Source organism: Rhodococcus sp. 14-1411-2a (assembly GCF_002259485.1).
In the GTDB taxonomy this organism is placed as follows: Bacteria; Actinomycetota; Actinomycetes; order Mycobacteriales; family Mycobacteriaceae; genus Rhodococcoides.
On record NZ_NPGA01000008.1, the window covers coordinates 319745 to 342685 of the forward strand.

The 22941-nt window shown below is 62.1% G+C and carries 26 protein-coding genes; 18 read left to right on the top strand and 8 right to left on the bottom strand.

Annotation, left to right across the window (positions count from 1 at the left end):
- Positions 1-34: 34 nt before the first annotated feature.
- Positions 35-1492: a class I adenylate-forming enzyme family protein gene (locus tag CH291_RS05405; RefSeq protein WP_032391780.1), complete on the bottom strand. Its 1458-nt coding sequence runs from the start codon at positions 1490-1492 to the stop codon at positions 35-37.
- Positions 1493-1650: 158 nt separating this feature from the next.
- Here CH291_RS05405 and CH291_RS05410 point away from each other — a divergent pair, with 158 nt between their 5' ends.
- The 3 genes from CH291_RS05410 to CH291_RS05415 all read left to right on the top strand — a co-directional run bounded on the left by CH291_RS05410 (position 1651) and on the right by CH291_RS05415 (position 3235).
- Positions 1651-2601 carry an enoyl-CoA hydratase/isomerase family protein gene (locus tag CH291_RS05410; protein WP_256980736.1) on the top strand — a complete coding sequence of 317 codons (951 nt, stop codon included), beginning with the start codon at positions 1651-1653 and terminating at the stop codon, positions 2599-2601.
- A 128-nt stretch (positions 2602-2729) separates the two neighbouring features.
- A complete protein-coding gene (locus CH291_RS26675) occupies positions 2730-2873 on the top strand; it encodes a hypothetical protein (RefSeq protein WP_155291239.1) in 144 nt (47 codons plus the stop codon).
- A gap of 50 nt (positions 2874-2923) precedes the next feature.
- Positions 2924-3235 carry an IclR family transcriptional regulator C-terminal domain-containing protein gene (locus CH291_RS05415; protein WP_230598255.1) on the top strand — a complete coding sequence of 104 codons (312 nt, stop codon included), beginning with the start codon at positions 2924-2926 and terminating at the stop codon, positions 3233-3235.
- Between the two features lie 145 nt (positions 3236-3380).
- Here the strand turns inward: CH291_RS05415 and CH291_RS05420 are convergent, their stop codons facing one another.
- The gene (locus CH291_RS05420; RefSeq protein WP_052053413.1) at positions 3381-4970 is read right to left on the bottom strand and encodes an MFS transporter; all 1590 of its coding nucleotides are present in this window, start codon (positions 4968-4970) and stop codon (positions 3381-3383) included.
- Between the two features lie 86 nt (positions 4971-5056).
- On the opposite strand from CH291_RS05420, the gene CH291_RS27360 reads away from it, so the two are divergent.
- On the top strand, positions 5057-5530 hold the full coding sequence (locus CH291_RS27360; protein ID WP_080735643.1) for a winged helix-turn-helix transcriptional regulator: 474 nt from the start codon (positions 5057-5059) through the stop codon (positions 5528-5530).
- A gap of 180 nt (positions 5531-5710) precedes the next feature.
- On the opposite strand, the gene CH291_RS05430 is transcribed toward CH291_RS27360, so the two are convergent.
- Positions 5711-6004 carry a hypothetical protein gene (locus CH291_RS05430; RefSeq protein ID WP_094613501.1) on the bottom strand — a complete coding sequence of 98 codons (294 nt, stop codon included), beginning with the start codon at positions 6002-6004 and terminating at the stop codon, positions 5711-5713.
- A 305-nt stretch (positions 6005-6309) separates the two neighbouring features.
- Here CH291_RS05430 and CH291_RS05435 point away from each other — a divergent pair, with 305 nt between their 5' ends.
- Both CH291_RS05435 and CH291_RS05440 read left to right on the top strand, forming a co-directional pair.
- A complete protein-coding gene (locus CH291_RS05435; RefSeq protein ID WP_256980737.1) occupies positions 6310-6735 on the top strand; it encodes a PaaI family thioesterase in 426 nt (141 codons plus the stop codon).
- A gap of 3 nt (positions 6736-6738) precedes the next feature.
- Positions 6739-7290, top strand: coding sequence for a winged helix-turn-helix transcriptional regulator (locus tag CH291_RS05440; protein ID WP_080735642.1), 552 nt, complete (start codon positions 6739-6741; stop codon positions 7288-7290).
- A 147-nt stretch (positions 7291-7437) separates the two neighbouring features.
- Here CH291_RS05440 and CH291_RS05445 read toward each other — a convergent pair whose 3' ends face one another.
- From CH291_RS05445 to CH291_RS05455, 3 genes are all read right to left on the bottom strand, one after another.
- Complete coding sequence (locus CH291_RS05445; RefSeq protein ID WP_032391777.1) at positions 7438-8244, bottom strand: SDR family NAD(P)-dependent oxidoreductase; 807 nt, start codon at positions 8242-8244, stop codon at positions 7438-7440.
- 22 nt (positions 8245-8266) lie between these two features.
- The gene (locus CH291_RS05450) at positions 8267-8710 is read right to left on the bottom strand and encodes an RrF2 family transcriptional regulator (protein ID WP_032391776.1); all 444 of its coding nucleotides are present in this window, start codon (positions 8708-8710) and stop codon (positions 8267-8269) included.
- A gap of 481 nt (positions 8711-9191) precedes the next feature.
- On the bottom strand, positions 9192-10142 hold the full coding sequence (locus tag CH291_RS05455; RefSeq protein ID WP_032391775.1) for an aldo/keto reductase: 951 nt from the start codon (positions 10140-10142) through the stop codon (positions 9192-9194).
- An 882-nt stretch (positions 10143-11024) separates the two neighbouring features.
- Here CH291_RS05455 and CH291_RS05460 point away from each other — a divergent pair.
- Together CH291_RS05460 and CH291_RS05465 are read left to right on the top strand one after the other, a co-directional pair.
- Entirely contained in the window at positions 11025-12131 is a 1107-nt protein-coding gene (locus tag CH291_RS05460; protein WP_032391774.1) for a GGDEF domain-containing protein, read from the top strand.
- 293 nt (positions 12132-12424) lie between these two features.
- Complete coding sequence (locus CH291_RS05465; protein WP_256979050.1) at positions 12425-13024, top strand: PrsW family intramembrane metalloprotease; 600 nt, start codon at positions 12425-12427, stop codon at positions 13022-13024.
- A gap of 701 nt (positions 13025-13725) precedes the next feature.
- Here the strand turns inward: CH291_RS05465 and CH291_RS05470 are convergent.
- Together CH291_RS05470 and CH291_RS05475 are read right to left on the bottom strand one after the other, a co-directional pair.
- On the bottom strand, positions 13726-13968 hold the full coding sequence (locus tag CH291_RS05470; RefSeq protein WP_094613500.1) for a hypothetical protein: 243 nt from the start codon (positions 13966-13968) through the stop codon (positions 13726-13728).
- A gap of 5 nt (positions 13969-13973) precedes the next feature.
- On the bottom strand, positions 13974-14219 hold the full coding sequence (locus CH291_RS05475) for a hypothetical protein (RefSeq protein ID WP_032391772.1): 246 nt from the start codon (positions 14217-14219) through the stop codon (positions 13974-13976).
- 610 nt (positions 14220-14829) lie between these two features.
- Here CH291_RS05475 and CH291_RS05480 point away from each other — a divergent pair.
- From CH291_RS05480 to CH291_RS27365, 10 genes are all read left to right on the top strand, one after another.
- Entirely contained in the window at positions 14830-15201 is a 372-nt protein-coding gene (locus CH291_RS05480; protein WP_032391771.1) for an ArsR/SmtB family transcription factor, read from the top strand.
- A 39-nt stretch (positions 15202-15240) separates the two neighbouring features.
- Positions 15241-16650 (top strand): ABC transporter substrate-binding protein, encoded by a 1410-nt coding sequence (locus tag CH291_RS05485; protein ID WP_032391770.1) that lies wholly within the window; start codon positions 15241-15243, stop codon positions 16648-16650.
- Between the two features lie 323 nt (positions 16651-16973).
- Complete coding sequence (locus CH291_RS05490) at positions 16974-18527, top strand: amidase (RefSeq protein WP_032391769.1); 1554 nt, start codon at positions 16974-16976, stop codon at positions 18525-18527.
- Between the two features lie 85 nt (positions 18528-18612).
- A complete protein-coding gene (gene nthB, locus CH291_RS05495; protein ID WP_032391768.1) occupies positions 18613-19320 on the top strand; it encodes a nitrile hydratase subunit beta in 708 nt (235 codons plus the stop codon).
- Positions 19317-19919: a nitrile hydratase subunit alpha gene (gene nthA / locus CH291_RS05500; RefSeq protein WP_032391767.1), complete on the top strand. Its 603-nt coding sequence runs from the start codon at positions 19317-19319 to the stop codon at positions 19917-19919. Before nthB ends, nthA begins: the two co-directional genes overlap by 4 nt.
- Positions 19916-20344 carry a nitrile hydratase accessory protein gene (locus CH291_RS05505; protein ID WP_032391766.1) on the top strand — a complete coding sequence of 143 codons (429 nt, stop codon included), beginning with the start codon at positions 19916-19918 and terminating at the stop codon, positions 20342-20344. The genes nthA and CH291_RS05505 overlap by 4 nt, the downstream gene beginning before the upstream one ends.
- 304 nt (positions 20345-20648) lie before the next feature.
- Positions 20649-20858 carry a CbtB domain-containing protein gene (locus tag CH291_RS05510; protein WP_373454946.1) on the top strand — a complete coding sequence of 70 codons (210 nt, stop codon included), beginning with the start codon at positions 20649-20651 and terminating at the stop codon, positions 20856-20858.
- Positions 20849-21643 carry a CbtA family protein gene (locus CH291_RS05515; protein WP_032391764.1) on the top strand — a complete coding sequence of 265 codons (795 nt, stop codon included), beginning with the start codon at positions 20849-20851 and terminating at the stop codon, positions 21641-21643. Before CH291_RS05510 ends, CH291_RS05515 begins: the two co-directional genes overlap by 10 nt.
- Before the next feature lie 32 nt (positions 21644-21675).
- Complete coding sequence (locus CH291_RS05520; protein ID WP_094686862.1) at positions 21676-22158, top strand: group I truncated hemoglobin; 483 nt, start codon at positions 21676-21678, stop codon at positions 22156-22158.
- Positions 22159-22329: 171 nt separating this feature from the next.
- Positions 22330-22515, top strand: a complete 186-nt coding sequence (locus CH291_RS27365) for a ferredoxin (RefSeq protein ID WP_143537853.1) — start codon at positions 22330-22332, stop codon at positions 22513-22515.
- The last annotated feature ends 426 nt before the right edge of the window (positions 22516-22941 follow it).

Genomic DNA, 22941 nt, shown 5'->3' on the forward strand with positions numbered 1-22941 from the left:
CGTGATCACCTTGCTTCCCTGTTGGAGCGGTGGTCTACGCCAGCTTCACCATTCGGCGGAGCCCGGGTTTGTCTGTCTTGCCGACTGCGTTCTTCGGCAGCGACTCGACGATGGAGATCTCGGTGGGGATCTTGACGCGCGTCAGCCGTTCGGCGCAGTGCGCGAGTAGAAGGTCGACCGTGAGGTCACTGTTCGGGTAGAGCACGACCTGCGCGACAGGGACTTCGCCGAGTACGGGGTCCGGGACACCGACAACAGCTGCCTCGAGTACCTCGGCGAGCTCGGTCAGCGCCTGCTCGATCTCCTTGGGGTAGATGTTTTCGCCGCCTCGGATGATCATGTCCTTCACGCGGTCGACGATCCTCAAGTAGCCGTCGCCATCGAGAGCGCCGATGTCGCCCGTGTGGAGCCAGCCGTTTCGGACGGTTTCGGCGGTGGCGCTTGGGTTTCCGAGGTAACCCTGCATGACTGCCGGACCTTGAATGAGCACCTCGCCCGGGCTGTCGGTTGCCACGTCCATACCGTGGGGACCCACAACGCGAATGGTCTGACCAGGCAACGCCGGTCCGACTGTGCCGAGCTTGCGCACGCCCTGCAGCGGATTGCACGTCGACGCGCACGTCCCTTCTGTGAGTCCATAGCCCTCGAGCACCTCGAAGCCGTAGCGCGAGTGAACGGCGGCAAGCAGCTCTCGCGAGATCGGCGCCGCGCCACACACCACGAATCGCAGTGATGAGACATCAGGTTCTTTATCGGCGGGCAATGCTGCGAGGAGCGCGAAGATGGTGGGCACGCCGGAAAAGTACGTCGGGCGCACGCGTTCGACGTCGCCGAAGAACCGTGTCTTGGAGAACGTGCCGACGATCGTCATGCGCCCGCCGACGCGCAAGGGGGCGAGCGTGCTGACCATCAGAGCGTTCACATGAAACAAGGGGAGAACGAGCAAACAGTGATCCGACGCGGTCAGCTCGAAGTGTGCGGCAAAGGTCGAACTCATGAACTCGGCATTCGCGTGACTCAACACCACTCCGCGTGGTCTACCCGTCGAACCCGAGGTGTAGACGATCAAGGCAGGTGTGTCCGGGTTCAGTGTGACCGGCGGTTCGACCGCCTCGCTCATCTGGTCGAGCGCATCGACCGACAAACCGGTCACCCCCTCGACCGGCGACACACCGTCGACCGTGACCACGAGGCGAGCGCCCGAGTCAGCCAGCTGGTGCGCCGCCTCGACCGCCGTGAGCGCTGGGTTGATCGGGGTAACGGCAGCACCGAGCCGCCACGCTGCACCGATCACCAGTACGAGTTCGAGTCGATTGGGAAGCATGACGGCAACGACGTCGTCCCTGGTGACATCAGATGCGGCCAGCTGCGCCGCGATCGATCCGCAGCGCCGTGCTACCTCGGAGAAGGTCAGCTCCTGGCGTTCATCGGCGATCGCGACCGAATCCGAGTACTGCTCTGCCAGCACCCACGGCAAATAACCGAACTCCATTTCGAGACTGCTCCTCGCATATAATTACTCGGGGACCCAAGGCCACGGCGTGGACACGACACTAAGCGCGACGACCGGGCTGATGAATGTCCATCCGAACCGAAATCGTCCAGCCTTTCAGTGCATTGTGCACAAGTCGCAGTTCGAACGACCAAGCTGTGAATTTCGCTGCGCCGTGGTTTATCTGGTGCCCTGCAAAAGATGAAGAGCATCGCGGGTCATCGAGCATCGAGAGTGCTAGCGTCTCGGCAATGAAAACGAGTCGAATTGTGGCTGCGGACATTTCACAAGCAGTCGTCCAGGACGTTCTGATCGACGTGACGGACGGTGTCGGCACCATCACGCTGGATCGCCCCGATCGACGGAACGCACTGTCGGACGCGATGATCAATGGATTCGCCACAGCGCTCGAAGAATTGGAGGCGTCCCCCAAAGTGGGTGCAATTGTCATCACCGGGGCCGGCAGCGCATTCTGCTCCGGCGGAGATGTTCAGGACTTTCACGAACACGGTGGCGAAGGAGGCGGTTCCCTCGAGGTCGACCAACGCGCCGTCGAGGAACAACGTCGCGACCAGGAAGCAACAATTGGCAGCATCTACAGGTGCCGCAAGCCAGTCGTGGCGTCCATCCCCGGCGCAGTCGCGGGGGCCGGCATCGGCTTCGCGCTCGCCGCGGACCTTCGGATCGCCACCTCTCGGACGGTGTTCGCGACTGCTTTCGCGGCCGTCGGGCTGGCTGGTGACTACGGCGTTGCATGGCTGCTCGACCGGCTGGTCGGACCCGCAAAGGCGCGCGAGCTCATGTTTCTCAACCCCCGGATACGAGGCGAGGAATGCCTGGCCATCGGCTTGGTCAACTGGCTGGTCCCCGATGACGAACTCGTATCGCGTACACGCGAGGTCGCCGAGCGGCTGGCGATGAGCTCATCGCATGCGCTCGAAGGGATGAAGCAGAACTTGCTTCGGGCGCCGAAGGACGACCTCTCGACCTCCATGTACAACGAAATACCTCTGCACAAAGCGACCGGCTTGACCGAGAACCATGTAGCGGCCATCAGTGCCTTCGTCGCCAAGCAGAATCCAACCTTTTCTACCGGGTGGCACGATTAAATGACGTAAAGATTGACGGCACAGTCGATTCGAGACCGGAGGACGATCCGATATCAGGTCCCGGCTTCGTACCTATGTTGCTTGCCGGGCCAAAACGCCGGCAGTCCGGCACGGATACGCTGCGCCCCGTGGTCACCTCGTCCAGTGGCGTGCGGGGTCCCGGTGAGGGCGGTGGGGTCGGCGTCGGTGACCGCCCGCTGAAGATTGGACGCGCCATGTATCACCCCGGTCAGGACACGGCGAAGTGGGTGCGTACGAAAGCAATGGGATAGGTGTCGGAATACGTCCAGTCCGCGATCGCGGCAACTATATGCTGCTGGTCTTGCAGGAAGAAGCCCTTTCCCGTCCACTGCGTCGGTACACGCCGAGGTCGATCACCGATCCGAAAGTCCTGGCCCGCGAACTGGACTCGATTCGTCGCACCGGAATCGCGATCGAGCGAGAGGAGGCCGCGATGGGTGGTTGCTGCGTTGCCTCGCCCGTGCTGCTGGCCGGTGAACCCATCGCGGCACTGTCGGTGTCGGTGCCCAAGGACCGTTTCGCACCCGAGTTGCTCGCCCCTGCTGTCCGCACCGCGGCGTTGGCATTGGGACGGGTCTTGGCACGCAGTTCTACCGGGCAATCCGAGGGATGAGTCGCGCCGCGGAGCGGTCGGGGACTCCCCCACGTCCGCCCAAGGGGTCGGCGTCGAAGCCCGCACGATGCAGATGCCTATCCAGTCGAACCTCTTTCACGGGTGTCAGACCGCCGAATGTTGTGCGGCAGCAACATATCTCGGACTACTCTTGCCGTGCCGTCGGTACGGTGGAGACGTCGGCGGCCGCGCCTGTCGGTGCCGTGGGCCTGTCGACTCCCGTGTGTGGACGGTTCCTCACGAACAGAACGGTCGCCACCGCACCCGCCGCGAAGAGTGCGGCGATGACGGTCAGACCGGTGTGCACTCCTGCGGTGTACGCGGAACCGAGTGCATCGACCACGTCGCCGTCGAAGCTGCCGGAGATCGGACGTCCCTCTCGCATTGCAGTTGCGACCGACACCCTCGTGTCTTCGGGCACACCGCGAGCTTCGAGTTCGGACGGAAGACGGTGGATGACCGTGGTGGTGAGGACGGCACCCAGCGTCGAAGTTCCGAGAACCGAACCCAGCTGACGAGCAGCATTGACGGCACCCGACGCCATTCCGGTCCGGGCCGGGTCGACACTCACCATCGCAGCGGCAGTGCTCGGCGCTGCGACCAGCCCGACCCCTGCACCGAAGAGCGCGAACCAGAACCACACCATCCCGAATCCTGTCGAAGAATTCTGCGTCAGCAGGCCCACGGCCGCGATTGCACCCAGCAACAACCCACTCGCCAGTGGCAGAACGAAACCCGTCCGCCGAACGATCCTCCCGGCAACTGCGGCCACCACGACATACGCGACGAAGACAACCACCAGCCGCCAGCCCGTAGCGAGAGCATCGAGAGACTGCGCACGTTCGTAGAAGAACACCTGCAACACGGCCAGACCGGTGAACCCGAACAGGGCTATCGCGGCAATCACACTGATCGTGGCGAACGAGGGGGAGGTGAACAACCGCACGTCGAGCATCGGCGAGTCGACACGCAACTCGACGATGACGAACACGACGACGGCAACTGCTGCGATCACCCACGCTGCGACGACGCGACCATCGAGGTATCCCGATCCGCCACCCTCGATCAGGCCGTACACCACGGCCGCGATCGCGGTCGTACCCAGAACGAGGCCGCCGGGGTCGAGCCGGGCGCCCGGCTGGAGCGATTCCGGAACGCCGCCGAACGTGAGCCCGAAAGCAATGGCGCTCAGCATGATCGCGGGAACAAAGGCGTAACCCCACTCCACATGATCGAGCAGCACACCTGCAGAGATCGGACCCACCGCGAGACCGATTCCCGACGACGCCGCCCACAACGTGATCATCTCGGTGCGCCGATGTGGGTCGGGAAATGCCGCAGCCACCAGCGCAAGGCCGTTGGGAAGAATCAACGCTCCCCCTGCGCCGGCGACGAGCTGCCCGACGACGAGTATCGGCAAGGAATTCGCGAACACGACGAGCGCTGCGCCCGAGGCGAGCACGAGCGTTCCGACCCGGAACATACGTCGGCGTCCGAAGAGACTCCCGAGCGTGCCGGACGAGAGCACCAATGCGGCAACGGCGAGGGTATACGCGCTGGGCACCCACACCAAGGCGGCCGGTGATACCTGCAGAGCGGCCTGAACAGCGCCGAGCGAGGACACGGATGCCGTGATCTGCAGAAACGTGACCATCGCCCCGACACACGTCGCCAAGACGGTGAAGGTGCGCCCACGTGTGAGCCCCCCCGATGGGTGCGCCGTGCGATCCGTCATGGATATCCTGACTGTTCGAGTGAGTAGTCAGCTGACCGTAGCCGCTGGCTTGCGCAACGGCAAGCCAGCTTTGCTATCGTGGTCGAATGACTGGTGCTCTTTGGGATCGCGGGAGTTGGACACTCGACAATTGCTCCGTCGTCAATGCCCTCGACGTCATCGGCAATCGCATTTCGCTGCTTCTGATTCGCGAGGCCTTGCTCGGTACGAGCCGGTTCGACGACTTCGCCGCTCGCATCGGCATTTCCGAGTCCGCGGCCGCAAAACGTCTGACGGAGCTCACTACCGCAGGGGTACTCGAACGCCGGCCCTACCGCGACCCGAAGCAACGCGAGCGGCACGAATACCTACTGACACAGAAGGGTTCAGAACTTCGAGTAATTGTGACCGCCTTGCGAGATTGGGGTGATACGTGGGCGTCCGGGGAATCGGGCCCACCCTTTCACGTCATACATCGCGATTGCGGATCCACCGTCCACGCTGAAGTGCGTTGTACACGAGGACATTCGGTATCACGCAGCGAGGCGGACTTGATAGCGGGTCCTGAGCTAGACAGCTGACCCGTATCGGGTCAACAGTGTCGACGACCGGCGCACGACGGAGACCGGGCGACCCGTGGGGCACCGCGTTCAGGCGGTCACGAGCAGACAATTCGTCCACTCTCCTGATTGCGGCAGCAACTCACTTAAGATCCCCTGTGCGAAACGCGGCGACGCCACCCGACCCATCACCGGGTCGCGCTACGGTTCCAGGACGAGTAGGGCCGCAAGCTTCATGGCGAGCGGAGCACGATCCGAACCCCCGGCGAGGTAGCTGATGTACCTCGAAGCGGCAGCATCCGGCGCGAGCAGAACGACCGGAGCCACATGAAGATCGACCAGCCGGTGCAGGCCGTCGAGTGAACCCTGGGGGTCTGCACTGTTCAGGAGCAAGAGTCGGTGGACGGCCCGCACAACGACGCCTGACTCTCGCATGCCGGCGGGCAGCTCGGCGCGCACCAGGTCGGCGATTTCGGCATTGGTCAGTTTGCGCATGTGCACACTCAGCTCATCGAAGGTGGAACGCACGCACCGGGCCGGCGCTGCAATGAGGTGCAGTCCAGATCGAACGCACTCGGTTACTTGCATCATGATAGTCACTCGCACTAAAGTCGTAGCCACGCGCCTCCGACCCGATTTCAGGCTCGTCGCAGCGCGCTCAGCGTCAACCGATCGTTCACCCGAATCTGTTCGGTCCGAACAACCATGGGAGTGGCATGCACAGCGACACCGACGAGCTTCACCGGTCCGAGACCTTCACGTGGGCCGACCCGAGCCTTGTTCTCCACCGGGCTTCGGGCATGAGCGGCCTCGAGGTAATGCAGGCGCTGATGCGTGGCGAACTGCCGCCCCCGCCGATCGCCGCCCTGATGAAATTCACGCCGATCGAGGTCGAGGTCGGCAGGGTCGTGTTCGAATGCACACCCACCCAAGCGCACTACAACCCGATCGGCACCGTCCACGGCGGACTCGCCTGCACCCTGCTCGACACGGTCCTGGGCTGCGCTGGCCAGACGACTCTGCCCGCCGGTACCGGCTACACCTCGATCGACATCAACGTCAGCTACCTCCGCAACATCCACGACACCAGCGGTCCCTTGACGGCGACGGGCCGAGTTACCAAGACGGGGTCACGGGTAATCTTCACCGAAGGGTCCATCGTCGACAAACAGGGCAAATCGGTAGCCACAGCCACCAGCTCGCTCCTCGTCATTCCACCGCGATAACCGATGCAGCGCAGCAGCTTCGACAACATGGGATGCCCTATCGCCAACGCCCTGGAGCAGGTCGGAGAATGGTGGACGCTGTTGATTCTCCGCGATGCACTCGACGGTTTCTCCCGCTTCGACGAGTTCGAACGCAACCTCGGAATCGCACCGAACATGCTGACACGCCGCCTGACGTCATTGGTCGAGACAGGTCTGCTCGAACGCCGCCCGTACAACGCACGGCCACGCCGCTACGAGTATGTACCGACGCAGCGGGGGCGTGAGATCACCCCTGTCATCGTGGCTCTTTACGCCTGGGGGAACAAGCACGTCGCCCCCGAACATCGAGGTGTCGCCCTGGTCGACGACTCCGGTGAAGAAATCGATCCCGTGTTCGTCGACCGTCGGACAGGTCGCAGTCTGGGCGAGAGTCGAGCACGTTTCGTATCCGGCCCAGCAGCCTCGGACGCACTCGTCCGTCGTCTCGACCCCGACCTGCGGGCCGAGCGCCGACGGCGCTCGCAAGACCTCGATCCTGACCCCGCTACGGACGACGCCCGGCCCACCGCCTAACACTCAATTCCGCGCATCGCCTGCTAGTCGACTGCCATCCCGGAGGCACTTCTCCCGCTCTGTTAGGAAGGTCCTGCAGGTGAGGACGTTCGACAGTCAGTCCACCCCCCCCCAACACACCAGGCGCGAGGTGCCCGGGTCGGAAGCTCAGCGTGGGTGGTATTGCGTCATGAGCTTCCCGAACTTCCGAAGACCGATCACGTCGGCAGCAGACGGAGACACAGCATTGACAGCCGACATCATCCTGAGCATCAGCCCACCCATCACATGCTGTTGGCGTCGCTTCCGGATGGTGGTGAGGATCTCGCCGGCGACCGTCTCGGGCTCGACGAGGTCGACACCCATCTCATGCCACATGTCGAAGTAGGCGGACTCCGACTCGGTGTTCGCGGGTGCTGGCCCGAAGAACGACAACGCCACGCCGGTCCCGTCAAGCTCACGATTGGAGGCCTGAACGTAGCCCGCCAGCGCGCCCCGGCTCGCCGCGTAGGCGCTCATGAACGGAAGCCCCACCCTGCCGTCCATAGCGCCACCGACGTGCACGATCACACTGCCGCCGGCTTGCTCGAGCAGTCCCGGCAGGAAGGCCTGGGTCACAAAGATCGGCCCCTTCACGTTGACCTCGAGCATCGAATCGACATCGGTCTGTGTGTACTCCCCTATGGCCTTGCGCGGCGAGATGCCAGCAAGGTTAACCACCGCATCGATCCGGCCGAGGTGCTCGAATGCCGCCGCCGCCAGCTCCTTCAGGCTCGCCGGATCGGCCACGTCCGCACGCACATAGATCGCCGACCCGTCGCTTCGGCCGGTCAGCGCGGCAGCATCACTCTCGCGTCGCGCCGCAAGCACCAACCGGTAGCCCTCGTTTGCAAGCAGCTTGGCCAGCGGGTGACCGAATCCTCCCGTAACGCCAATGAGGACTGCGGTGGGAGTTTTGTCCGGTGAGTTCGTCATGAATTAGATACTACATCGGTATCTAATTCTGGTCAAAAGGTGCCTCGACCTTTGCCTTGATCCTGGAGACGACGTTCGCCAACGTTGTCCCGCGCAGCTGCTTCTCGACCGCTACCTGGATGTCAGTGAGTACGTCAGCCATCACTTCCTGGATGTTGGAGCTGATGACGCAATCCGCATTGACGGGATAGGTGTGTACAGCCGAGGCGCTCGGAGGGTCCACCGCAGAGAAGATATCGAAGAGGGAGATGCTTTCTGCACTTCGCGCCAAGGCGTACCCGCCCGACTTGCCGACGGCGGAGTCGACAAGATTCGCCTTCGAAAGCTTGACGAGGATTTTCTTGACGAAGATGGGGTTCGCATTGACGCTACCTGCGAGATGCTCCGACGTGAAATATCCCTCGTAGTGGGCAAGTGCCGCCAATACGTGGACGGCGATCGAAAACTGAGTGCTGGGAGCGGGCATACAAAGATGCTAGAACAGTAGCCGTTTGGGCCGGTGAGCAGACCGCACGTCGAACCACCCGAGTCCTCGCAGGCGTGTCGAAGCTGAAACTCGAGGAGTCGAAAGACCGACAACGTGTCAACGGCCGAGATGGAATCGCCGTTGGTAGCCAGGAGAAAGCCCACCTATAGGGGTGTTTCAGGGCGGGTCCTTTCGAGGCTGTGCGTCTTTCAATGCGGTGGGACTGAATGTCGGTGACGACGATGGCAGCCAGCCGTGCACGTGGACCCCCAGGCCATCGACAGCCCCCGCCCAAGAAGAACCGGATCATGTTTTCGGCACGGCTGCTGCAATGGTGCAGTCTAGCTAACAGTTCTGCCGAACCGACCGACACAATCCAAGCAGCGATGGCGAGCAACTCCCCTTATTCATGAGCTGCAACGGTGCGAAACCCGCCGTTGCCGCCACGTCGATGAATATTGACGATCCTGCCGTCCGGGTTTCATTCGGGGATTTGGTTTAGCGCCTCGTCGAGTTCTGGGGTCCAGGCGAACTGGACGGCAGCCCACGCTGCAGACCACTGCTCGTCGCGGCTGACGGAGACGATCGGGGCAGCGACCTGAGGCCGGTTGAGGACCCATGCCAACGCAAGTGAGGCCGGTTCGAGTCCGTACTGGGCGGCCACGTCATCGAACGCGCGCAGACGAAACTGTGCGCGGGGGTCGTCGAGAAGGTGCGCGGTGCCCGACGCGATACTCGCACGGTCACCGTGGCCGGGACGCTCACCGTTGCTGTACCGGCCGGCGAGAAGCCCGTTCGCCAACGGTGAGTACGGCGTGTAGAGCAGGCCTTCGGCCTCCACGATAGGGAGCAGTTCGGGATCGTCGCGTCGGGTGAGCCAGGAGTATTCGTTCTGCACCAGAGCCGGCCGAACGAGGCTTAATTTGTCCGCGGTGTGCAAAACCTCGGTCAGATCGGTAGCGGTGACGTTGGAGACGCCGTAGGCGCGAATCGTGCCGTCCTCCACGGCCCGGCCGAACACTGGCAATGAGTCCTCCCACGGTGTGTTCGGATCGACACGGTGGGACAGAAACAGATCGACTCGGCCGAGCGTATCGATACTGCGCTTCAACTGTCCGGCGATGTGCTCGGGTGACAGGTTCGGGCCGGTGGCAGTGTTCCCGGCCTTGCTTTGGATCAGCACATCCGCGTCCGGGTGCGCGCGCACCCACTGACCGACAATTCGTTCGCTCGCGCCTTGGGCATAGATGTCCGCCGTGTCGAACACCGTGATCCCGACCTCGATCGCGTGATCCATGATCATGGTCGCGCGCGCGGCATCCAGGCCGACACCGGGACCAACAGTTCCGGCGATACCGCCGAAGTTCCCCGTGCCCAACAACGCTGGGCGCAAGCGCCGTTGAAGCATGGAAGCGAGTTCGGAGGTGGTCATGGCTGTACCTCTTTCTGTCCGAACGTCAGCGGTCTCATCAATCTTGGTTCCAGCTGGTCGACGAGTTCGAGCGCTGTTGTCCCGCTGAGGCTGACTTGTTCGAGCGCGCCGGCGATAGGACAAACCATACTGTCGAAACTGCTGCTCGGTATGTATCACCTCGGAGGTATGACGAGCAAAGAACTCGTTTCGGTTGCTACGACGTACCGTCCTTGTCGACTATGGAACCTTCCGCGAAGATGACTAGTGATCCTCGTTTGACAACAATTCCAGAAGCGTCCAACGGCCCACCCGAATCGAGAAGGCTGTTGAGCTGACTAAAGTTCGGATCGATCGGTGTGTAACCCGTTCCGGCAGGCAACATGGTGTGCACCGTGCAAGCGATCAGGATCAAGTGCACCCGAGACCGCCGTGCACAGTGCCGATGGGGTTGTAATGCGCCTCTGACGGAGAAAACCCGAACATCACCTTGCCGTCTTCGACCCCTATGTCGTAATACAAACTCAGCGAAGGTTGAGTTACTTCTGTCGCACTGCAGTGCGGTGTACCCGTCAAGACCATGGCGTACGTCCTCGCATGCCAAAGCTGTTCGGTTCTGCGCTGCGGGTTCGACCAGAGCGAACTCGATGTGACTTCGGGTAGCACAGGTGCACTCGTCTCCGGCGGCGACGCGGGTGGTGAAATTCTCGCCGATGTCGGGGAACTTCGCTTGACTCCCACAACTAAGGCACCGCCCACGGGAGTCATGCGCTTCGCCGTTCGATTGAATCCGAAACCGCCAGCTCGCCCAGGATTGGTTGATAGCACCTTCGAAAGGTCTATTTTCTGTTAGCCTCCGAACCGTACAGGTCGCGGGGGCCGCTTTCTTCCACAGGGGTTCTCATGATCGCCGAATTCGCTCGCTTCAGGGCATCACCCCGCTCGGGCGGTAAGGCTTCGTGCCGGTTCATCGGTCGGCCGGGTCTCGACGAACTCGCCGTCGAACGTGCCAAATTCACGCAATATTTGGCGGGTGTCGCGACGCTTACCATCGGAATCATCGGCTTCGTCAGCGCACCGTCGGAGGAGTACACCGGAATCGGCGTTCCCGTGGTGGTCCTGATCAGCCTCACAACACTGCCGATTGCTGTGCATTGGTTCGTGGGTGCCTGGCCCAGCCCGAAAACGCTCGTCGCGTTCGTCGTCTATTCCGACGTGACGATCACGGTCTGCCTGCTGTTGAAACAGGACCTGTTGACTGCTATCGGTGGGACGGTTCTGTTCGCAGTTGTCACCACGTTTGCTGTCATTGCTGTTTCGCCGCTGGCTTGCTCGACTCACATGGCATATTCGGTCGTCGTTCTGGGCATCATCGCGTGTAGGGCTGCATTGAGCGAAGCGGCCAGCTGGTGGGTGGTTGTGGCCCACACGCTGACCATGCTGTTGATGTTCTCCGCGCCGTTGGTTCTCATCCTGTACGTCGGCGAACTTCGGTCCCGGGCGCGCGATTCGTTGGTGGACCCTTTGACCGGTCTGAGGAACCGCCGAGGCCTTTTCGCTGCGGTCGAAGCGATAGTCGTCACCGCATCGACGAACCGGCCGATGGCGATGAGTGCAGTGGTCATCGACGTGGATGGTATGAAGGGCGTGAACGATTCTTACGGACACCAGACCGGCGACGAGGTGTTACGGGATCTGACCCAACAGCTCCGCGCATCGACTGCGAAGGACTGGGTGGTCGCCCGCCTCGGCGGCGACGAGTTCGCGTGTGTGACGGTCGGCGAACTGGCTACCATCGATCTTCTCGTCAGCCAGCTGATGACCGCTCTTTCCAGTGCACGAATGATCTCGGGCGTGTCGGTGAGTGTTGGTTCGGCGGTGACCGAAGTCTTCGACGGCAGCTCTGAACAAGCGATTCTGCAGTTGCTCAACACTGCCGACGCCGAGATGTACCGTGCGAAGCACGCCAGGAAAGAACGGTCCGCTCGCTGTGATTCGGCGGACGGCTGACCATCAGACGGTGATTGACTGTCGAGCCGGAAATGCCTGCCGAAGCACACCGGATTCACCGATGATGCACGACACCTTCGGCATCACACGGGCAAACTTTCCGAACGCCTGAGGTACCGGTGCTTACCTACGCATCGAACGCGACGTTCGGAATCCCTCGCAGGGACGGTGATCTACAGCACTGACAAGCAGATCATCCGCGCTCAACCGCCCGAGGCTTTCCGTTCTGTCCGTATCCGGAACACGCTAGTCGGTGCGTTTCTCGGACTCGGATTCGCGGTCTTCGAGGTTTCCTGTACGCGGCCAACTCCACTGCCCGGGCGTTCGGTACCGATCCGGTCGGTCAGGCAGTGCAGATGTCGTTCACCCGCATCGCGGTCAGCTTCGTCTCCCCTCCGCTCTTCAGTGCCCTCGTCTGCACGGGTGTCATCTACATCATCGGCACCGCGGCCCAGCCACGCCGGATCGGGCGCGGCCTGGCGTTCGTGTTGTTGGGCATGATTCTGCACTTCACCTGGGACGACGCCACCGGCCTCGGTATGGGTGGCATCCTGACGTTCCCCGTCATGATCGGCTCCATCGTGCTCGGGTTCACAATGCTGACGATCGCGTTTCGACGAGCAGCGCCGCGTGAATACGAGTTCGTCCGCGACATCCTCGCCCCCGAGGTCGAAGCGGGGACCGTGACCGACGCCGAGGTGGACGGCATTCTGGAGAACAAGGCGCGTAAGGCGTTCGTCAAGTCCGCGCCCCATCACACGTCCCGTCGAGCACGCAAGCATCTTCGGCGCGCGATCTCGACCTCGCCCACGATCCGCGGGAAAGCAGCCGACACCGAGGCCGTGCGTCACTCTCGCTCGGAGGTCGAGCGTCTGCGCGTCAAGGCCGGCTGACCGACAACCGAACGAAACCGAAACCGTCCGAACGTGTTTGGGGAGTATCGGTTTTTCGTCTCCCGGAGAGAAGCAGCTTTGTCGCCAGCAGTGCGGTCGAGACATCAGGTGATGCGTTGCAGGATCTACTCGAAGAGCCAAAAACTCGTCAGTGCAATAAAGCTGATCATCGGTATCTTCACAACCTGTCGGCGACGCCGTCATGAACGTACGTTCCGAGCACATCCGGTTTCGAAAATCGAATTTTGTCGATTCTCTGGATGCATCGAGTCTGCGTCCGAGCGCACCGACCGGTGGCACACTCGTCCACCGATCTTCCCTCGCACCGGCAAATTCGGACTGTCCTCGACGACGAGGACCTCGGTAGCTCGAACCGGATTGCGGACTTGCGGGGACTGTATAGATGATCGTGTTGGGTCGAGACCGGGTCAAGCGGCAGCGACGCGTGCCGACAGCGGCCGACCAAGTCGAGAACGACAGTTTCCGCAGCGTCAAGATGTCTTGACGCTGGTGCTATTGCCACGTTTCGCTCCTCGCCGAACGCGGCCCCCTCAGTGTCTGGGTGATCTCCGCGTTCGAGCTGGCCAAGCCGCACGGCCCCGCGATCGCGCCGACACGGTGATCGACACTCCACGCTGGGCAGCAAGCCGACTTTCCCGATCCGGTGCGGACGAGTGCAGGTGACCTACCGAGCAGGTGACCTACCGATGAGGGCGCTGTGTCATGCCGGTCGCGTGCACGGAGTAGTCGATAAAGCGGCTGCGGAGTGCAGCATCTATCAGCCCGGCGCGGTCCGGATTGGTCAATCGCCTGAACAGTCGACGCTTGTATTCGTCCATGTCCACACCGAATTTGACGAATACCTCTTCGAACGGTGCTCCGCCGAACGGCTCCCACATCGCGGCGAAATCCACCAGGGCATCCCCCGACTTCTTTGTGGCCATTGCTGTCACCGCGCCGCGGCAGTGTCGCTGTCGTCGAGGTCGCTATCGTCGACGAACACCAGAACGCCCGTATCGAGGGCGATCGCCCATCGATGTGGTTGCGCCCAGTCCCGACCCAGTCGATCGCCGGGAATCAGCGAGTCCGCGAAGTCCTCCACAATCGTTCCACTGACCACGCCGTCGTCGCGTCGAACTTGGACCTTCTCACCAACGGTGCGCCCGGATTTTGTGTTACGTCGAGTGTCGGTCATGACGGTATTGAAACAGATCGCTCACCCACGCGAGGTGCGGACAGGAACTGCAAGGAAATTCGTTGCTAAGAAACAGATCCGCTGCGTGACACCGAACGTTCCGACGTGACGGGCAGACCGCTGAGGGGCTCCCGCCGGGTCCTTCGGCGGCTGATCGTGCCGCACGTTCCGACAGCACGAGCAGCCGCGCCGTCGAGTGGAAAGCGCGATCGCGACGCCCAGCAGTGTTGATCAGCTCCGGCGAGGAGTGGAAAGACCCGACCGAGAGAAACCGGGGACTTGAATGGAAGGAACCAGGTCGAGTCTCGCCAGGCACCCGTGCCGCCACGGTGCTCTGATCATCGGAACGGCAGCGCGAGGGGGTTGATGACAGGAATCGATCGTGATGTTTCTCGGAACCGCGTCGATCCCGGTCGGTGTCGCGCGGGTCGTTCCGAGTCTTCGCGCGAACCCCGACGGAGACAGCGGCAAGATCCAACGGTTTCTGCTGCGCCGATGAAGCCGATGAATATGACACGTCGACGAAAGTATTTCGATAAGCGCCAGCATGAGATATGTTGATGTCGGTTGACCTATCAGGTCGAATCCACATCGAGATGAGGACAGTGCGATGGGTGTCGGTGAGCAGCAAAGCCGGGAGCTGGTGTTCGCGGCTCTCGCCGACCAAGTCCGTCGCGAGATCCTCGACACCCTGGCTTCGAACGGCGAGTGCAGTGCAGGGTTCATCAGTGACCGCATACCATCTGTGGGCCGCACGACGGTATCTGCGCATCTGAAGGCGCTGAAGATGTCGGGAGTGATCATCGAGCGACGAGCGGGCCGCAATCGGTTCTTCTCGGTCGACCCTGCAGGCCCGGCCAACGACGCTCTACAGTTTCTTCGTGATGTCCTCGAACGGTCTCTGGTGGCGCAGACATCGAGTGATCCGCCCGTTGCGGGCAACGTCGACAATGGTGCGCTTCGACCCCGTCGTCGGGCGTGAGACGAGTCCGTTCGCAGTCGGCATGACGGCGGTGCCCTGATGGCCGGATTGTCGGTCACTGCCCAATTGCATCTGTCTCAACGACCGGCGGCGGTGTTTCAGAGCTTTCTCGATGGCGACCTTCTCGACCTCGAGTGCACACGGCTGGTGGTGGGGGCCGCGGTATCTGTGTCGCTGCCGGTCGGCGGTGAGGGCACTGCAGGTATGCCGATCACGCTGCTCGGGCACGTTGCTGCTGTACGCGAGGGCCGATCGGTCGCCATTGTCCATCATCAACCGTGGCGGGGCCGATTGACGTTGCGGTTTCTCGCCGATGGGGCCGGAACACGCGTGGTTCTGGAATCCAGCTTGGACCAGGACGGAGTTTCATGGCTGGCGCACAAGCGCGGTTACGGCCCACCCGAACCGCTGAGGCCGGATAGACACCGCATAGGGCTGCTGGTCAGCAAGTCCGGTTCGGCAGCAGTGTTCGCACAGGCCACCGAAACACTGGCCCAGTTGGCTGTCGACGAGATCAATGCGGACGGCGGGATTCGTGGCCTTCCTATGGAGCTGTTGATCGGCGACGATGCCTCCGACTCGCTGACCGGGTCTGCCGCGACCCGGAGACTGCTGCACAGCGGATGCCGAATCATCTTTGCTTGTGTCACCTCCGCCACCTTCAACGCCGCGGCCTCCGCCCTGCAGGACACCGACGTGTTATTGGTTCACACTGTGCTCAACGAAGGCGGTCGGCCGAGCGCCTCGATCGTACGGCTCGGTGAACGGCCGTTGGCGCAGACACGGGCCGGAATGCCGGCGTTGATGGCCGAGACCGACGCCCGCACATGGTTCTTCGTCGGCCACCGATATTCGTGGTCCTACGGCGCCCATTGGGCGGCGCGCCGCGTCGCGGCCGAGAACAACGCGTCAGTGCTCGGTGACAACTACCTGCCCCTCGGGACCACGGACTTCTCGTCCACCATCGCCGCCATAGACGAGTCCGGAGCCGAGTTGATTCTCTCGACCCTGGTCGGGCACGACGAGGTCGTGTTCGAGCAGCAGTGTTTCGATGCGGGATTACGTTCGAGGACACGCACATTGGCGTTGGTGCTCGACGAAGCCACCCAGCAACTGATCGGCACCTCCGCTGCCGACGGAGTCTGGGCTGCATTCGCGTACTTCCAGGGCACGACCGACACATATCGGGACCTCGAGGGCCGGTACAACGCCTTACAGGTAGGTCCGATGCCGCCGATGAGCTCTCTGTCCGAAACCACGTACGAGGCGATCGTCGCATACGGCCGAATCCTTGCTACTGCGGGCGCCGAACTCGACAGAGAAACTCTGCGGCAACGCCTAGATTCGCCGACGGCGGTGGCGCGTGGGAGTCGTCAAGGCTTTCCGAACGAGTGCAGACGAGGCATCGTGCTCGCGGAATCGCACCACGGAGTCTTCCGGCCACTCTGAACTCGCCTCCCGTCACAGTCAGGTCTATGTGTCGCTACCCATTGACACGATTTCGTCGGCCATCTAGAGTTAATTGTGACGACGAACACATCGGTTCGAAGTCGAGCCTCGAACCGACTCACGTTGCACTGCATGAATTTTGAGTGACAGGCGTTCCGAAATCTGTGCGCAACACAGACTTAACACATGGATATGTCGCCACTCATTGACGCGTTTAATCTTGTGATCTACCGTCAATGTCATCGGTTCGAGGCGTCTGCACTACCGGTTCGGCAGTCGGTCGTTCTCGGCACAATCCATTGCTCGACGAGTGAGGTGTAGGCATGTCAGTTTCACGCCCAGATACGGATGCGATCGGCGCGGCCGCCGAACATTTCGGCCTCGAATTCGACTCGGCAGACCGTGAGGAGTTCGCAAGCCTGGTCGACGGCGCACTCGGCTCGTACGACATCGTCGACGAACTCTACGAGACGATCGCGCCCACTGCCCCAGACCGCGAGCACCGCGTCCTGTCCCCTACCGACAATACGCTCGGAGCCTGGTACGTCACCACGTCGATCACCGAAACCACTCCCGTCGATGATCGTCTGACCGCCAAAACGGTGGCCATCAAAGACAACGTCGCGGTCGCAGGGGTCCCGATGATGAACGGCTCCCGAACCCTGGAAGGGTTCATCCCCTCCCGCGACGCCACCGTCGTCACCCGATTGCTCGAATCCGGCGCAGAAATCGCAGGAAAATCGGTGTGCGAGGATCTGTGCTTCTCCGGTTCGAGTTTCACCCCCGCATCCGGGCCGGTACGCAACCCATGGGACCCCACCCGCGAAGCCGGCGGATCATCCGGTGGCAGCGGCGCATTGGTCGCCAACGGTGACGTCGATATCGCCATCGGCGGCGATCAAGGTGGCTCTATCCGTATCCCGGCAGCTTTCTGCGGAGTGGTCGGGCACAAGCCCACGTTCGGACTCGTCCCGTACACCGGTGCGTTCCCGATCGAACGCACCATCGACCACCTCGGACCGATCACGCGCACCGTCGCCGACGCCGCACTGATGCTCTCGGTCATCGCCGGTTACGACGGAAACGACCCCCGCCAGCCGCGCAATGTGACTGCAGGTGACTACACCGCCGGTCTCGATTCCGGAGTCGAAGGACTGCGCGTCGGTGTCGTCACCGAAGGCTTCGGACACGACAATTCCCAACCCGCAGTGGACGACACCGTCCGCGCCGCCGTACGACGGTTCACCGGCCTCGGCGCGATCGTCGACGAGGTCAGCATCCCCTGGCACCGGCACGCATTCCACGTGTGGAACGTCATCGCCACCGACGGCGGCGCTTATCAAATGCTCGACGGTAACGGCTACGGACTCAACGCCGACGGACTCTACGACCCGGAACAGATGGCCTACTTCGCCTCTCGGCGTCTCGAGTACGCGGATGCATTGTCCGAAACCGTGAAACTCGTTGCACTGTGCGGATATCACGGCGTCAACACGCTCGGTGCCGTCAGCTATGCCAAAGCTCGCAATCTCGTATCCGTAGCTCGAGCCGCCTACGACGCCGCACTCGAAACGTACGACGTACTGGTGATGCCGACCCTCCCGTACACCGCCAACGATCTACCCGGTCCCGACATCGACCGCGCCACTTACCTGACCAAAGCGCTCGGCATGGTTGCCAACGCCGCACCGCTCGATGTCACCGGCCACCCGGCGCTGACGGTCCCAGCCGGTCTCGTCGATGGCCTCCCGGTCGGAATGATGATCATCGGCAGACACTTCGAAGATGCCACCGTACTGCGTGCAGGCCACAGTTTCGAGAAGTTGATCGGCGGATTCCCCACGCCTTCTGGCACCACGAACCTGGCCTCCATCTAGAACCGCGCCCTAAGCGCCGCGCGGTACGAGTCCATCGCGATCCACCCCCCACCCGACGGAGACGTCACGGCAGGAGAAGTAAAAAATGAACGGAGTTTTCGACTTGGCCGGCACAGACGGACTGGGCCCGGTAGTCGTCCCGGAGAACGAACCGATCTTCCGCGCCGAATGGGAGAAAGCCGCGTTCGCAATGTTCTCGATGTGCTTTCGCGGCGGATTTTTCGGGGTCGATCAATTCCGCTTCGGCATGGAGTTGATCGATCCCGCGGTCTACTTGAAATCGCCGTACTACGAGCACTGGATCCACACAGTCGAGTATCACGGCGAGCGCACCGGGCAACTCGATCTCGACGAACTCGATCGTCGCACCGAGTACTTTCTCGCCAACCCCGATGCGCCGATGCCCGAGCACCACGACGATCCCGAACTGTTGGCGTTCATCAACGCCGTCGTGCCGGCCGGTGCACCCGCGAAGCGCGAGAGCAACAAGATCGCCCGTTTCCAGGTCGGTGACACGGTCAAAGTACGACGTGACTCCCCGCGCGGACACACTCGACGAGCTCGCTACATCCGCGGAGCGACCGGTGAAATCGTTCTTACACACGGGACATTCATCTACCCCGACACCGCAGGCAACAATCTCGGTGAGTGCCCCGAGCATGTTTACACCGTCCGTTTCGAGGCCGACGAGCTCTGGGGTGCCGAGACCGCCGAGCGCAACCAATCCGTGTATTTCGACGTCTGGGACCCATACATCGAACTCGTCACACCCCGAGGAGTGCAGTCAGCATGAGTGAGAAAATCCGCAGCCAGGAAGAGATTGCTGCGCGCGTCAAAGCGCTGGAATCGATGCTCATCGACAAAGGCATCATGACCACCCAAGCCATCGACCGTCTGGTCGAGATCTATGAGAACGAAGTCGGACCCCAACTCGGGGCGAAGGTTGTCGCCAAAGCGTGGTCGGACCCCGAGTTCAAGGCTCGACTGCTCGCCGACGCGACCGAAGCGTGCGGCGAGCTCGGCATCGGCGGCCTTCAGGGCGAGGACATGGTCGTCGTCGAAGACACCGCCAACATTCACAACGTCATCGTCTGCACCCTGTGTTCGTGCTACCCCTGGCCGGTGCTCGGGCTACCACCGAACTGGTACAAAGATCCCCAGTACCGAGCGGCCATCTGCCGCGAACCACGCAAAGTACTGGCCGAGAGCTTCGGCTACACCGTCTCCGACGACGTCGAGATTCGGGTGTGGGACTCGAGCAGCGAGATGCGGTACTGGGTCTTGCCCCGACGCCCCGCAGGAACCGATGGATGGAGCGAAGACCAGCTTGCCGAGCTGGTCAGCCGTGACTCCATGATCGGTGTCGGCCCCACTGCTCGGACGCAGCCATGACAACCTCGATTCGCCCCGACACCACAGAGCTCGGTGACGCACGCCGGCGAGTGGAGAAGCTCGTCTGCAGTCTGCCTGGCGCACCGGACGGGGACATCGCGTTCGCGTCACCGTGGGAGATCCGCGCATTCGCTATCGCCGTAGCTGCCTATGACGCCCGCCAGTTCGAGTGGTCCGAATTCCAGCTCTCATTGATCGATTCCATCACGTACTGGGAAGAGAACGAGGGTGAACTCGAGCGAGGGTCGTGGTCGTACTACGAGCACTGGCTCAATGCGCTCGAAACCCGCCTGTCGGGTAGCGGGCTACTCAGCGACGCCGACCTCGACGAACGCACAAAGACGGTACTTGCCACTCCACCCGACCGCGACCACCACACAGCGCACCTCGAGCCGATCAGTATCGATCCGGCCCGCACCCTCTGACAGGAGGGCCGACGGCGGGTGGCACTGCCGACCGCGACCCAGCGGCCTGCTCTTCGTCGGCGGCTGTCGGAATCCACCTGGCCGCGCGGGTGGAGGTGACCGTCCTCCTTGGCAGTAGCAGAAACCAGCCGATTCTGCGCATCAGATATGCCCTACAGCCGAGCCCGGCACCCGCCGGCGGTCCTCGAGAAGTGCGCACTCGTCGGGCCGCGGCGATCACCTGCGAACGAAGAGGGTTCGGCTGCGACCGACCGGAGATCGTCGCAATTCTGCCAAAAGCATTGATCAGTAACATCATTGGAAAGTGAGTACGGAAATGACCACGATCAGCGTTACACCCGACGCAGAACTACAAAAAGTCGCGGCATCGATACTGATGATCGCTGCGGTTCTGCTAGCAATGCTCACTCTGTATCTCGTCGGCTTCGACCAAGGCGCGATCTCTCGAAGCGGCATGCTGCTCCACGAAGTGATGCACGACGGGCGTCACCTACTGGGTCTCCCATGCCATTGAACACGGCCTCTTCAACCACGCACTCGACGTTGACGGGGTCACTGAAACAGCTGTTGGTCCGAGGCATTCTCGCCGGCTTCGTCGCCGGCATTCTCGCCGGCGGCGTCGCGTACATTACCGGCGAACACCACATCGATGCGGCGATCGCTATCGAAGAATCCCACGCAACCACGGCCGATGATCACAACGACACCGGCGCTCCCGCAGGCCACCACCACAACGACACCCCACTGGTCCCCCGAGACGGCCAGCGCGCAGGATTGTTCCTCGCCACCGCCCTGTCGGGTGCCGCGCTGGGCGCGATCTACGCATGTGTACTCACTGCAGTGCGAACCCGTTCCGGCTTGTCCGCCGCCGCTCTGATTGCCGCTGTCGGTACTGCGGGGTGGTTCTCCGTCGCTGCCGTTCCCTTCTTCGAATATCCTGCCAATCCACCCGCTGTAGGAGACCCGGACACCATCGATCAACGGACCATCCTGTGGTTCGCGATGGTGCTGTTGGGACTCCTTGCTATCGCCGCCTTCGTGTTCGTCCGCCACGTCGTTGCCACCCGAATCGCCTCGCAGGTACTACCCACCGTGGCAGCCGCAGTGGCCCTCATCGTCGTCATTGTCACCGGCTACGCACTGGCACCTGCCATCGACGAGGTCCCATCCGACTTCCCCGCCTCACTGTTGTGGCAATTCCGAATATCCTCGTTGGCAACACAATTGACACTGTGGTCCGCATTGATGGCGGTATTCGCTCTGCTGACCGAACGAGCCTCGCGACGAGCAATTTCCTAAGTCAGTCCAATCTATTTCCAGGAGAGAACACAATGAGTGAACAAGACAGTCTTTACTACCGCTTGGGCGGTCTCGAATCGGTCAAATTCCTGGCACGCATCCTGGTCACACGCGCGATGCTGAATCCTACGATCGGCCACATCTGGAACCACAAGACCGAAGCCGAGGTGCAGGAGGAGATCAGCGGCTTCGTCGAATTCCTGGGTATGCACTGGGGTGGGCCACACACCTACCACGGACCCGACATGGCGACCTCACACCGCGGAATGGGAATTACCGAGGAGTATTGGGACGCGCTATTTGCCGATATTGTCACCCCCGCCTACGAGGAGTTCGGAATTCCTCGGAGAGAGGCGGAAGAGGTCGATGCGTTCCTGCGCTCGTTCAAGTCCGTGATTGTCAGCAGCCCAACGTTCAAGGAGGTGCTGACAGCAAATCCCGACATGGACGTCATGGAAGGCATGAAAAGTGTGGGCGTCATCTGGCCCGCGCGAGCCTCCGCTCAGTCTCAGTGACACTCGCATGCAGCGATCTGAGCCCATCAGGCTCGAACGCGTCACTTTGCGGCATCGAACTGGATGCGCCACTCGGTGTCGAAGCAGTTCCCGTTTTCACGCCGATGAGCCGCAAGGTGCGAGGTCTTCCGCACCGGTCGGAGAGGAGCTTTCACTATGCCTGACAGCTCGATGCACGTCACTGTGTCGAGGACGTGCATAGGTGCCGGCCTGTGCATCGCGGTCGCGCCGGAACACTTCGAGTTTCGACGCGGCCGCGCCCAGAAAACGGACCGCCCCCTCGACAACGAGGCTGCCCGTAGCTCGATACTGGCAGCCCTGGAAGCCTGTCCAGCGGCAGCTATCACAGCAGTGTAGATGTGAACGCCCCTGCCGACAGAACGTGGCTCGCCCACTGTCCCGGCCCGTTCTTGGTCGCTACTGTCGATTCACTGCCCACGGCGTCGATCGTTGCCATCAGATCAACCAGCACTGCCGTGGCCGGCGATTCGTCGGCGATGGAGCAATACCTCCACTGGCACGAGCTGATCAACGAACTGAACCAAACCCTGCCTCTGATCACCGAATGGGAACGGCCGTCGAGTCGGCCGCTTCTCACAACTGACGTTGGCCGCGCGGTTGACGAGTGCGATTCACCGCACAGTGCACGAAATCGCGCACCGTCGAGGTACCGGCACTAAGTCACCAGCTTTCCGTTCACTTTCCGAACAAATCTGTCGGTTCTAATCCAGTCAGCGGGTCGTTGCCGGACGATGAGCACTGCCCCCCCCCGCCCCAACCACC